Below are 11898 nucleotides of genomic sequence, written 5' to 3'. Positions count from 1 at the left end.
TAAGGAGTGGAGATGACATTGCCAAGACGGATTACCGGCAAAAGCCACCTTTGCCACCCATGTCGAAATGAAAATGGTCGTGATGCGCCGCATTATAATCGGGGCTAAGTACTGTATTGAACCGCTTGCACGCGCTTGCATGCACGGTTTTGAGGAACTGCCTTGTATCCCGGTCGCCCTGCCAGCCCTGCTGCACCGAAATCTTGCGGCCGTCGGCCAATACGAAGGCAGCAATGTCGATCGCATTGCTGTGCGCATGTTCGGACAATTTGCCGCTGCCTGCGATCGGGCGGCAATTATAGGTGCCAAAGGTTTCGATCCGCACGATTTCCGCCCCCAATATACTGCGCGCGGCCGGTTGCACGCCATAGCGCGCCCAGGCGGCGAAATTGGCCGCCAAGGGGCAGGTCATCGCCCCCAAATTGGTGGCAGGCACACCGATGTCGAGCAGCTTGACGCTGTTCAACGCGCTGCATCCGCCGCCAAAGGTGCGGTCGGGCAGGGGCGTGAAAGCCACGTCCTGCGATTGGAGTTTCGCAAAACATTGGCGCGCCTCCATCGTTGGCACGGGGGCCGGGCGCACGGGTTTGGACACGCTGGCTACCCGGCCGCGTGGGACCAGATTGCTACCGCACGCGCTCAGCATCGTTGCCATGAACATGGCCAGGACCATGTTGCGCAATAGGGTCATATATGTCGCCCGCTCTGTCATGAGTCGTCACTGTAGCAGCCCGAATCTTTACGATAGTTAACGCCGCGATCAGCTCGTCCCGTTTTCGCAACATCCTTGACAGGCCCGCCGAAATCTCTAGGGCGATCGGCGGGCCACGCGGCCCCAACGCCGCGCTGCTCTCTGTAAGGAGACGCTACATGACTGATTTGACTGCCGTTGACGCCACCATTGCGCGCGCCGAAAAGCCCGCCACCCGTCCGGCCCGCCCCTTCTTTTCTTCCGGTCCCTGCGCCAAGCCACCGGGCTGGAGCGCGGACAAGCTGGCAACCGAGTCGCTCGGCCGCTCGCATCGCGCCAAGATCGGCAAGACCCGCTTGGCCTATTGCATCGACCTGATGCGCGAACTGCTCGGCCTGCCTGACACCCACCGCATCGGCATCGTGCCCGGCTCCGACACGGGCGCTTTTGAAATGGCCATGTGGACGATGCTGGGCGCCCGCCCGGTCACGACGCTTGCCTGGGAAAGCTTTGGGGAAGGCTGGGTCACGGATGCCGCCAAGCAGTTGAAGCTCGACCCCACGATCATCCGCGCCGACTATGGCCAGTTGCCCGATCTGAACGGTGTGAACTTCGCCCATGACGTGCTGTTCACCTGGAACGGCACCACGTCCGGCGTGCGCGTGCCCAATGCCGACTGGATTCCCGCTGACCGCGAAGGCCTGACCTTCGCCGACGCGACCAGCGCGGTGTTCGCCTATGACATCGACTGGGCCAAGATCGACGTCGCCACCTTCTCCTGGCAGAAAGTGCTGGGCGGCGAGGGCGGCCATGGCGTGCTGATCCTCGGCCCCCGCGCGGTCGAACGGCTCGAAACCCACACGCCTGCCTGGCCACTGCCGAAGGTCTTCCGCCTGATGGCCAAGGGCAAACTCGCCGAAGGCATTTTCAAGGGCGAGACGATCAACACCCCGTCCATGCTGGCGGTCGAAGATGCGATCTTCGCGCTGGAATGGGGCAAGTCGTTGGGCGGGCTGCAGGGTCTCATCGCCCGCTCCGACGCCAATGCCGCTGCACTCGGCAAGATCGTGGCCGAACGCGACTGGCTCGGCCATCTCGCGCTCGATGAAGCCACGCGCTCGAAGACCAGCGTCTGCCTGACCGTCGCAGGTGCCGACGAAGCCTTCATCAAGGCCTTCGCCGCCCTCCTCGAAAAGGAAGGCGCAGCCTATGACATTGCGGGCTATCGCGATGCCCCGGCGGGCCTGCGCATCTGGTGCGGCGCGACCGTGGAAACGGCGGATATCGAAGCGCTGGGTCCGTGGCTCGACTGGGCCTATGCGACCGTGAAGGCTGCCTGAACGCCCAACATCCGTTCGCCCTGAGCTTGTCGAAGGGCCGCACTTCTTTCGACCGTTTCAAGAAGGGCAGGGCTTCGACAGGCTCAGCCCGAACGGTGTAATATTAAGGATCATATCCATGCCCAAAGTCCTAATCTCCGACAAGATGGACCCCCGCGCCGCCGCAATCTTCCGTGAACGCGGTGTCGAAGTCGATGAAATCACCGGCAAGACGCCCGAAGAACTGATCGCCATCATCGGCGACTATGACGGCCTCGCCATCCGCTCCTCGACCAAGGTGACCAAGGCGATCCTCGACGCCGCCACCAACCTCAAGGTCATCGGCCGCGCCGGCATCGGCGTCGACAATGTCGACATTCCCTATGCCAGCGCCAAGGGCGTGATCGTCATGAACACCCCGTTCGGCAATTCGATCACCACCGCCGAACATGCCATCGCGCTGATGTTCGCGCTCGCCCGCCAATTGCCCGAAGCCAATGCCCAGACCCAGCAAGGCCTCTGGCCCAAAAACGGCTTCATGGGCGTGGAAGTCACCGGCAAGACGCTGGGCCTCATTGGCGCGGGCAATATCGGCTCGATCGTCGCCAGCCGCGCGCTGGGCCTCAAGATGAAGGTCGTCGCCTTCGATCCCTTCCTGACGCCCGAACGCGCCATCGAAATGGGCGTGGAAAAGGCGGATCTCGACACGCTGCTCGCCAAGGCCGACTTCATCACGCTGCACACGCCGCTGACCGACCAGACCCGCAATATCCTGAGCCGCGAAAATCTGGCCAAGACCAAGAAGGGCGTGCGCATCATCAACTGTGCGCGCGGCGGCCTGATCGACGAAGCCGCGCTCAAGGATGCGCTCGATTCGGGCCAGGTAGCGGGCGCTGCGCTCGACGTGTTCCAGACTGAACCGGCTAAGGATTCGCCTTTGTTCGGCACGCCGAACTTCATCTGCACCCCGCATTTGGGCGCATCGACCGACGAAGCGCAGGTCAATGTCGCGCTGCAAGTCGCCGACCAGCTGTCCGACTATCTGCTCGACGGCGGCATCACCAATGCGCTCAACGTCCCGTCGCTGTCGGCCGAAGAAGCCCCCAAGCTCAAGCCCTATATGGCGATCGCCGAAAAGCTCGGCAGCCTGGTCGGCCAGCTTGAAGGCGACGCGATCACCGGCGTTGCCGTCGAAGTCGAAGGCCATGCCGCCGAACTGAACCAGAAGCCCATCACCGCGGCGGTTCTGGCGGGCCTGATGCGCGTTTATTCGGACACGGTGAACATGGTTAACGCGCCCTTCCTTGCCAAGGAACGCGGCCTCGACGTGCGCGAAGTGCGCCATGACCGCGAAGGCGCCTATCAGACGCTGATCCGCGTCACCGTCACCACTGAAAATGGCGACAAGTCGGTCGCAGGCACGCTGTTCGGCCCCACCAGCCCGCGCCTTGTCGAACTGTTCGGCATCAAGGTGGAGGCCGATCTCGACGGCACCATGCTCTATATCGTCAACCAGGACGCGCCTGGCTTCATCGGCCGTCTGGGCTCGACGCTGGGCGAGGCGGGCGTCAATGTCGGCACCTTCCACCTCGGCCGTCGCAACCAGGGCGGTGAAGCGGTGCTGCTGCTCTCGGTCGATGGCACCGTCACCGAACCGCTGCGCTGGGAAATCTGCAACCTGACCGGCGTGAAGCAGGTCAAGCTGCTGCGCTTTGCGTGAAGCCCTAAAGCCCTCTCCCCTCCGGGGAGAGGGTTGGGAGAGGGGGAGCAACGGTGCGGCTAGATCCCACACTGAAGCAGCGCGCCAAATATATGCGTGCCAACCCTACCCCCGCCGAACAAAAGCTATGGCTCGCCCTGCGTGCCAACCGCTTCGAAAATCAGCAATTCACGCGCCAGACGATTATCGCCCCCTATATCGTTGATTTCGCCTCAAAGGCCGCGCGCCTCATCATCGAAGTTGATGGGGATACACATTCCGCCAAAGATCGCTATGACGCCCGACGAACCGAGTTTCTGGAATCGCTGGGCTATACTGTGATCCGTTTTGCCAATCCCGATGTCATGCACAATATCGAGGGTGTTCTGAGCGTGATTGCCGATGCGTTGCGCGTGTCCCCCTCTCCCCAACCCTCTCCCCCAGGGGAGAGGGAGCAAAGGCCATGACCATGACGTCCCCCATGATCCCGCCCGGCCTTCTTCCCGAAGGATTATCCGACCGCCTGCCGCCGCAGGCCGAAGCTTCCGCGCGGCTTGCCCGCCGCGTGCTCGATACGGTGGCGACCCATGGCTATGAGCGGGTCATGCCGCCGCTCGCGGAATTTGAAGATACGCTGACCCAGCGCCTCAAATCCATGCGCGCGCAGGATCTGGTCCGCGCCGTCGATCCTGTGTCGCAGCGCAGTCTGGCGCTACGCCCGGACATGACCGCGCAGGTCGGCCGCATCGCCGCCACGCGCCTTGCCGCCGCACCGCGCCCCTTGCGCCTGTCCTATGCCGGGCCAGTGATCCGCCTCAAGGCCAACCAGTTGCGCCCGGAGCGCGAGAAATTGCAGGTCGGCGCTGAATTGATCGGCACGGACAGCGTCGCCGCTGCCGTGGAGATCGTCAATGTCGCGATCGAAGCCTTGCAGGCGGCGGGCGTCACCGGCCTCACCATCGACTTCACCCTGCCCGACCTGATCGACATGCTGGCCGCCGGGCCGCTGCCACTGGCGGCGGGCGAACTGGAAGCGGTGCGTACTGAACTCGACGCCAAGGATGCGGGCGCGCTGGTTGCGCTTGGCCCGCAGGCCGCCGCCTATCTGCCCCTCATCGAAGCGACCGGCCCCTTCCACGCCGCGATGGAGCGTCTGGAAGCCTTCAACGCCAGCCTGGGCGGCGCGATCGACAGCCGCATCGCTGGTCTGCGCGCGATCGCGAAACCGATCGGCTGGGACATTACCCTGACGCTCGACCCGACCGAGCGACACGGCTTTGAATATCAGAACTGGTTTGGCTTCTCGATCTTCGCCGAAGGCTTTATCGGCGAAATCGGCCGGGGTGGCAGCTATGCGATCTGCCATGCCAATGGGCAGGATGAACCGGCAATGGGCTTCTCGCTTTATCCCGATCCGCTGATCGACGCGGGCTTTGGCGGCGAAACGCCCAAGCGCCTGTTCCTGCCGCTGGGTGCCGATGCGACCCGCGCCGCTGAACTGCGCGCCGAAGGCTGGCACACCGTCGCGGCGCTGGTCGGGGATGAGGATGGCGCGAAGCTGCGCTGTTCGCACTGGCTCGACGGCACGGAGCTTCGCCCCTTCTGACTTGACTTGGGGGCCGCCACAGGGCTAACCGCCGCGCGAACAGGGCGGCTTTGCGTCCAATCGATCCTACCGGCATGCCGAGTCCCGTCGAAGGGCATGGCCGGTCCGCGCGGCGGGCGGAGATCTGTATCCATGGCAAATGTAACCGTGATCGGCGCCCAATGGGGCGACGAGGGCAAGGGCAAGATCGTCGACTGGCTGTCGGAGCGCGCCGATGTCGTCGCCCGCTTCCAGGGCGGTCATAATGCCGGCCACACGCTCGTCGTCGGCGAGAAAGTCTATAAGCTCTCGCTGCTGCCGTCGGGTATCGTGCGCGGCACGCTCAGCGTCATCGGTAACGGTGTGGTACTCGACCCATGGCATTTCCGCGATGAAGTCGCGAAATTGTCCGCGCAGGGCGTTGCCATCACGCCCGACAATCTTCAGATCGCCGAAACTTGCCCGCTCATCCTGCCCTTCCACCGCGACCTCGACGGGCTGCGTGAAGATGCCAGCGGTGCGGGCAAGATCGGCACTACCCGGCGCGGCATTGGTCCTGCCTATGAAGACAAGGTCGGCCGTCGCGCCATCCGCGTGTGCGACCTTGCGCATCTCGACGATCTTGGTCCTCAGCTCGATCGTCTGACCGCCCATCATGACGCACTGCGCACCGGCTTTGGCGAACCGCCGATCGACCGTGCCGCACTGATGGCGGAATTGACCGAAATCGCCGACTTCATCCTGCCCTTCGTCAAGCCGGTCTGGTTGACGCTCAACCGCGCCAAGGCGGCGGGCAAGCGCATCCTGTTCGAAGGGGCGCAGGGCACGTTGCTCGACATCGACCATGGCACCTATCCCTTCGTCACCTCGTCCAACACCGTGGCGGGGACGGCAGCGAGCGGCACGGGCCTTGGTCCCTCGGCGGCTGGCTTCGTGCTGGGCATCGTCAAGGCTTACACCACCCGCGTCGGCTCCGGCCCGTTCCCGACCGAGCTGGAGGACGCCACCGGCCAGCGGCTGGGCGAGCGCGGCCATGAATTTGGCACCGTCACCGGGCGCAAGCGCCGCTGCGGCTGGTTCGACGCCGTGCTGGTGCGCCAGTCGGTCGCGGTATCCGGCGTAACCGGCATCGCGCTCACCAAGCTCGACGTGCTGGACGGCTTCGACACGCTCCAAATCTGCGTCGGCTACAAGATCGGCGAGCAGACCTACGACTATCTGCCCGCTCATGCGCAGGATCAGGCCAAGGCCCAGCCGATCTACGAAAGCATCGAAGGCTGGCACGACACCACGGCGGGCGCGCGCAGCTGGGCAGAATTGCCTGCCCAGGCGATCAAATATATCCGCCGGATCGAAGAGCTGATCGGTTGCCCGGTCACGCTCGTCTCCACCAGTCCTGAGCGCGAGGATACCATCCTCGTGCGCGATCCTTTCGCGGATTAAGGGCGATGGCGGGCGAGAAATTCGAACGGCACCGGCAGCCCTGGACGCAGGATGAAATCCAGAAGCTGCACACGCTGGCCAAGAAGGGCATGGGCCTCAAAGCCATCGCCAAGGCGCTGACGCGCACCGAGGAATCGACCAAGGCCCGCGCCAAGGAGGACGGACTGAACATCGCTAAATTGCGGTGATTCCGCTGTTCCCCGGCGAAGGCCGGGGTCCAGTCCCACGGTCAGAATTGGGGCCCGGCCTTCGCCAGGTAACCGTCTCCCGCAAGGCTACGAGGCAGCGGCGGGCGTTTCCTCCTCGCCCGCCGCGATCACCGTCGCCGCGACCAGATCGCCGGTGACGTTGAGCGCGGTGCGGCACATGTCGAGCAACCGGTCGACGCCCAGCACCAGCCCGATGCCTTCGGGTGGAATGCCGACCATGCCCAGGATCATCGCCACCACCGGCAATGATCCGGCCGGCACCCCGGCCGTGCCGACGCCACCCAATATACACATCATCATGACCATCAACTGTTGCGGGATGCTCAGCTCGATGCTGAAAAACTGGGCGAGGAAGATCACCGTGATCCCCTCGAACATCGCCGTGCCATTCTGGTTGGCGGTCGCGCCGATGGTGAGGACGAAGCGGGCGATGCGGCGCGGCAGGTGCAGATTATCCTCCGCCACGCGGAGCGCCGTCGGCAATGTCGCATTGGAGGAGGCAGTGGCGAAGGCCATGACCGTGGCCTCCTGCACGTCCGCGAAAAAGCGCAAGGGTGAGCGTTTGGCGATGAAGGCGATCAGCAGCGAATAGACGCCGAACATCTGGATCGCGAGGGCCAGCAGCACGACGCCGACATAGGCCGACAGCCGGATCAGCAAGTCCCAGCCAAATTGCGACGCCAGGTTGAACATGAAGCAGGCGATAGCGATCGGCGCGAGGCGGATAACCAGCCCCATCAGCCGCATCGTCACCGCCAGCACGCCTTCCATGGCCGACAATAATAATTTCGTTTGCGGCGTCTGGACCAGCACCAGCCCGATGCCGAAGAAGAGCGAAAAAACCATCACCGCCAAAATGTCGTTGCCGGCCATTGCTGCGACAAAATTGTCGGGAACGATCGCGATGAAGGCGGCCATCCCTTGCGGCGCATCCTCTCCCCGGTTCAGTATCGCTTGCGCGCCCGGCCCTGCATCGCTCAGCATTGCGCGCGCGGCTACCGGATCAATGCCTGCGCCGGGCCGCAACAGGTCCACCACCAACAAGCTGACCGCGACCGCAATGGCCGACACGACAAAAGTATAGACCAGCGTGCGAAGCCCCACCCGCCGCAACGCCCGGATTTCGCCCATTTCCGCGATGCCCACGATCAATGCCGATACCAGCAAAGGTATCACCAGCATGAAGAGCAGTCGCAGGAAAAGCTGACCGATCGGCCCGGTGATGTAGGTGGTGATGCTGTTGATCCAACGCGCGTCGGGTGCGGCAACATAGGCGACAAGACCCAGCGACAGGCCGATGATGAAGCCCGCCAGCATCTGCCATTGCAGGGATAGCGCCGCTGACGTCTTGCCGGTTTCGCTATCCGTGGTGGGCGTTGTGCCGGTCAATGGCCTATCCTCATGGCTTTCGTTCCTCTCCCAACGGTTCGGCCCGGCGCTGGTTGCGCGATCCGGCCGGTCCTTGCGTCAAGGCTATCGAGGGAGCCTTTGCACGTCCCTCGCGTTGGCGCGGTCTCTTCTTTTGGAGACCTGCATGATTGTCGATCCCGTTCCCTCCATGCGCCGCATGGCATCTGAAGTGTGGAAACCACTGACCCTGTTGTTCATCTGGGACTGCCTCGTCACGATCGTCTATTATGTGCTGCCGTTCAAGGCACCCTCGCTCCCGCTTACGATTTTCGGTTCGGCGCTGGCGCTGTTCCTGGGCTTTCGGTCCAACTCCGCCTATCAACGCTGGTGGGAAGGGCGAGTGCTATGGGGCGCGATGATCAACGCCTCGCGCAGTCTTGCGCGCGCGACCCGCAACTTTCTGCCCGATCCCGATGGCCGGGATCTGAAGCGCGAGATCGTCAAGCGGCAGATCGCCTATGTGAATGCGCTGCGTTGCCAGTTGCGACGGCAGCCGCTCGACGACGATGTAACGCGCTTTTTGGAGGAAAAGGACAAGGGGCTGGCACTGGCCCGCACCAATTCCGCTAACGGCCTGCTCGACAGCACCGGCCGCCGTATTGATATGGCCCGGCAAGCAGGCTGGATCGACACCATTCAGCAGACGCAGATGGAGGCCGTGCTGGTCGATATCGCCAACGCCCAAGGGGGCATGGAGCGGCTGAAAAACACGCCACTGCCAGTCCAATATCGCTACCTACCAACGATATTCACGCATCTTTTCTGCATCTTTCTGCCGATTGGGCTTGTCGAAACATTGGGCTTGGCAACACCGCTCGGTTCGACGGTGGCGGGCCTCATGTTCCTGGCCGTTCTTCGTATCGGCGACGATCTGGTCGACCCCTTCGCCAATAATGTTCATGACGTTTCCCTGAGCGCCATGTGCCGCACGATCGAGATCGACCTGCTTCAGTCGATCGGCGACCCTGCGCCCGACCCGCTCAAGCCAGTGCGCGGCGTATTGTGGTGAAGATGCCTATGCGCGTGACGACTGCCATCAGCCGGCCAATCCGATCATCGACATCTGCCGTCCATAGTCGGTTTCGCCCAGATGGCATGACCGGCGATAGCTGAAAAACCGATCGGGCTGGCTGTAGGTATCCTCATCCAGCATCTCGACACGGTTCACGCCCGCTGCCGCCAGCCTGGATGCCACATAGGCCGCAATGTCGAATTGCTGATGGCCGGGACGCCCTTCTGAAAAGAAATGCGCGTTGGCGGCATCCGATGCAATAAATTGATCAGCGAAATCATCGCCTACTTCGTAGGAGGCACGGCCTATGCAGGGGCCGATCGCACAGCGGATGGTGCCGCGCTGCGCGCCCAATTCTTCCATCGCGGCAATCGTCCTGTCGGTCACCCCGGCAAGCGCGCCCTTCCATCCGGCATGGGCCGCGCCGACCACGCCCGCATCGGGGTCCGCGAACAGAATCGGCACGCAATCCGCTGTCAGGATACCCAGCAACAGACCCGGCCGATCCGTCACGAAAGCGTCGGCCATTGGCCGTGCGTCATCGCTTATTGGGTTCTGCACCGTTATCACTTCGGCCGAATGAATCTGATGCGCCGTTATGAGGCAAGACCCTGGCAGCACGGCGTCACGGGCCAGCGCGCGATTGCGTTGCACCGCCGCGCGGTCATCCTGCGATCCGATCCCGACATTCAGACCGGCATAAAGCCCGGTGGATACGCCGCCGCGTCGCCCGGCAAAGCCATGGGGAATGCCCGCCAGCGTCGGCGCTTTCATCAGTTCGACCACATCTGATCCTTTATTGGCCATCGTCATTCATGTCATCGCCGCGCAACATACTTGCGCGGAGCGATTTAGGCGATAGTCTCCCCTATCAGAGCGAAGGGGGGCGGGACCACCGGCTGCCCAGGGCAAGATATCGATAAAGGGTTCCATTCATGATTTTCGGGCGCGTAAAGTCTCTCGACGCCATATTGGCGACGGCCGAGAAAAAATCGCTACATCGCTCGCTGGGCGCATTTCAGCTCACCATGCTGGGTATCGGCGCGGTTATCGGCACCGGCATTTTCGTGCTGACGGCCGAAGCCGCGCAAAAGGCCGGGCCAGGCATGATGATCAGCTTCATCATCGCAGGCTTTGTCTGCGCGGTGGCCGCTCTATGCTATGCTGAAATGGCGGCGATGGTGCCGGTGTCCGGCTCCGCCTATACCTATAGCTATGCCGTCATGGGCGAACTCATCGCCTGGATGGTTGGTTGGGCCTTGATTCTGGAATATGCGGTTGCGGCGGGTGCGGTATCGGTCGGTTGGTCCGGCTATGTCGTCGGCTTGATCGAACATACATTCTCGATGGACATTCCCGATCTTCTGACGCGCGGACCATTTGATGGCGGCATGGTCAATCTGCCTGCCATGCTGATCGCGGGCCTTGTGACCTGGCTGCTGGTCATCGGTACGAAGGAAAGCGCTTCGGTCAACGCCGTTCTGGTGTTGATCAAGGTTGCGGCGCTCACGCTGTTCATCGTCCTGGCCCTGCCAGTCATGAACATGGAGAAATTCACCCCGTTCGCACCGCTTGGCTTCTCCGGCATATCGGCGGCGGCCGCGTCGATTTTCTTCGCCTATGTCGGTTTCGACGCCGTCTCCACCGCCGCTGAAGAAACCAAGAACCCGCAGCGCAACATGCCGATCGGCCTGATCGGTTCGCTCGCCATCTGCACCATCTTTTACATGCTCGTCGCCGCCGGTGTGATTGGCACGGTTGGTGCCCAGCCCGTGACCGAAGCAGGCATTCCGATCGCACAGGGCGGCATCGCGCTGGCTCCCGGATCGACGGCGCTGTCGCAGCAATGTGCGGCGCTGGCCGCTGCCGGAACGGAAGCGGTCACCTGTTCGAAGGAAGCGCTGGCCTGGACCTTGCGTGAAATCGGCTGGCCGCAGATCGGCAACCTGCTCGGCCTTGCCGCTGGTCTTGCCCTGCCATCGGTCATCCTGATGATGATGTTCGGCCAGACCCGCATTTTCTTCGTCATGAGCCGTGACGGCCTGCTGCCGGCGATGTTCTCCAAGGTTCACCCGACCTACAAGACGCCTTACGTCATCACCATTCTGACCGGCATCTTCGTGGCGTTGTTCGCGGCCTTTTTCCCGGTCGGCATATTGGCGGACATCTCCAACTCCGGCACGCTTTTCGCCTTCGCCGCTGTGTCGATTGCCGTGCTGATGTTGCGACGGACCGATCCCAGCCGCAAGCGCCCCTTCCGCACGCCTGCGATCATGTTCACCGCGCCGATCGCCATTGCGGGCTGCATGTATCTGTTCTGGAGCCTGGGCGTCGAAACCAAGCTGATGTTCGTCGGTTGGGCGACGGTCGGCCTCATCGTCTACTTCGCCTACAGCCGTAGCCGCAGTCATGTCGGACGCGGTAATGATGGGGACGTGCCGGAGCATGATGCGGGCATCCCGCCGCAGCCCGTGCCGCCGATGCCTGGCGCGCATACGCCGGGTGGAAAAGATGCCTGATCCAATAAAAA

General features: G+C 62.9%; 11 protein-coding genes. 8 read left to right on the top strand and 3 right to left on the bottom strand.

The features are described 5' to 3' along the window. Window positions 1–31 precede the first annotated feature (31 nt). Complete coding sequence (locus J2W40_RS16735; protein ID WP_409050394.1) at window positions 32–712, bottom strand: extensin family protein; 681 nt, start codon at window positions 710–712, stop codon at window positions 32–34. Window positions 713–870: 158 nt separating this feature from the next. On the opposite strand from J2W40_RS16735, the gene J2W40_RS16730 reads away from it, so the two are divergent. The 6 genes from J2W40_RS16730 to J2W40_RS16705 all read left to right on the top strand — a co-directional run bounded on the left by J2W40_RS16730 (window position 871) and on the right by J2W40_RS16705 (window position 6925). Continuing rightward, the gene (locus J2W40_RS16730; RefSeq protein ID WP_310226933.1) at window positions 871–2031 is read left to right on the top strand and encodes a phosphoserine transaminase; all 1161 of its coding nucleotides are present in this window, start codon (window positions 871–873) and stop codon (window positions 2029–2031) included. Window positions 2032–2149: 118 nt separating this feature from the next. Further along, a complete protein-coding gene (gene serA, locus J2W40_RS16725) occupies window positions 2150–3730 on the top strand; it encodes a phosphoglycerate dehydrogenase (RefSeq protein WP_069065783.1) in 1581 nt (526 codons plus the stop codon). Window positions 3731–3783: 53 nt separating this feature from the next. Further along, window positions 3784–4176 carry an endonuclease domain-containing protein gene (locus tag J2W40_RS16720; RefSeq protein WP_310226930.1) on the top strand — a complete coding sequence of 131 codons (393 nt, stop codon included), beginning with the start codon at window positions 3784–3786 and terminating at the stop codon, window positions 4174–4176. A gap of 2 nt (window positions 4177–4178) precedes the next feature. Beyond that, complete coding sequence (locus J2W40_RS16715; RefSeq protein ID WP_310227027.1) at window positions 4179–5315, top strand: ATP phosphoribosyltransferase regulatory subunit; 1137 nt, start codon at window positions 4179–4181, stop codon at window positions 5313–5315. Window positions 5316–5447: 132 nt separating this feature from the next. Beyond that, entirely contained in the window at window positions 5448–6737 is a 1290-nt protein-coding gene (locus J2W40_RS16710; RefSeq protein ID WP_310226928.1) for an adenylosuccinate synthase, read from the top strand. A 5-nt stretch (window positions 6738–6742) separates the two neighbouring features. After that, window positions 6743–6925: a hypothetical protein gene (locus tag J2W40_RS16705; RefSeq protein WP_310226926.1), complete on the top strand. Its 183-nt coding sequence runs from the start codon at window positions 6743–6745 to the stop codon at window positions 6923–6925. An 87-nt stretch (window positions 6926–7012) separates the two neighbouring features. On the opposite strand, the gene J2W40_RS16700 is transcribed toward J2W40_RS16705, so the two are convergent. Next, a complete protein-coding gene (locus J2W40_RS16700; RefSeq protein ID WP_409050396.1) occupies window positions 7013–8263 on the bottom strand; it encodes a dicarboxylate/amino acid:cation symporter in 1251 nt (416 codons plus the stop codon). A 217-nt stretch (window positions 8264–8480) separates the two neighbouring features. On the opposite strand from J2W40_RS16700, the gene J2W40_RS16695 reads away from it, so the two are divergent. Continuing rightward, entirely contained in the window at window positions 8481–9365 is an 885-nt protein-coding gene (locus J2W40_RS16695) for a bestrophin family protein (RefSeq protein ID WP_310226921.1), read from the top strand. A 27-nt stretch (window positions 9366–9392) separates the two neighbouring features. Here the strand turns inward: J2W40_RS16695 and pgeF are convergent, their stop codons facing one another. Beyond that, window positions 9393–10154, bottom strand: a complete 762-nt coding sequence (gene pgeF / locus J2W40_RS16690) for a peptidoglycan editing factor PgeF (RefSeq protein WP_310227025.1) — start codon at window positions 10152–10154, stop codon at window positions 9393–9395. Window positions 10155–10303: 149 nt separating this feature from the next. On the opposite strand from pgeF, the gene J2W40_RS16685 reads away from it, so the two are divergent. Then, window positions 10304–11887 carry an amino acid permease gene (locus J2W40_RS16685; protein WP_310226919.1) on the top strand — a complete coding sequence of 528 codons (1584 nt, stop codon included), beginning with the start codon at window positions 10304–10306 and terminating at the stop codon, window positions 11885–11887. Window positions 11888–11898 lie beyond the last annotated feature (11 nt).

The sequence above is a fragment of the Sphingobium xenophagum genome, assembly GCF_031457465.1.
Classification (GTDB): Bacteria; Pseudomonadota; Alphaproteobacteria; order Sphingomonadales; family Sphingomonadaceae; genus Sphingobium; species Sphingobium xenophagum_A.
Note: the sequence above shows the minus strand (reverse complement) of the source record. Positions and strands in the feature narration are given on the sequence as shown.

Excerpts from the sequence above, each read along its gene's own strand:
- J2W40_RS16715 (WP_310227027.1), top strand. The coding sequence starts at position 4,179 with ATGACGTCCCCCATGATCCCGCCCGGCCTTCTTCCCGAAGGATTATCC.
- serA (WP_069065783.1), top strand. The coding sequence starts at position 2,150 with ATGCCCAAAGTCCTAATCTCCGACAAGATGGACCCCCGCGCCGCCGCA.
- J2W40_RS16705 (WP_310226926.1), top strand. The coding sequence starts at position 6,743 with ATGGCGGGCGAGAAATTCGAACGGCACCGGCAGCCCTGGACGCAGGAT.
- J2W40_RS16695 (WP_310226921.1), top strand. The coding sequence starts at position 8,481 with ATGATTGTCGATCCCGTTCCCTCCATGCGCCGCATGGCATCTGAAGTG.
- J2W40_RS16710 (WP_310226928.1), top strand. The coding sequence starts at position 5,448 with ATGGCAAATGTAACCGTGATCGGCGCCCAATGGGGCGACGAGGGCAAG.
- J2W40_RS16735 (WP_409050394.1), bottom strand. The coding sequence starts at position 712 with ATGACAGAGCGGGCGACATATATGACCCTATTGCGCAACATGGTCCTG.
- J2W40_RS16685 (WP_310226919.1), top strand. The coding sequence starts at position 10,304 with ATGATTTTCGGGCGCGTAAAGTCTCTCGACGCCATATTGGCGACGGCC.
- J2W40_RS16730 (WP_310226933.1), top strand. The coding sequence starts at position 871 with ATGACTGATTTGACTGCCGTTGACGCCACCATTGCGCGCGCCGAAAAG.
- J2W40_RS16700 (WP_409050396.1), bottom strand. The coding sequence starts at position 8,263 with ATGCTGGCGGGCTTCATCATCGGCCTGTCGCTGGGTCTTGTCGCCTAT.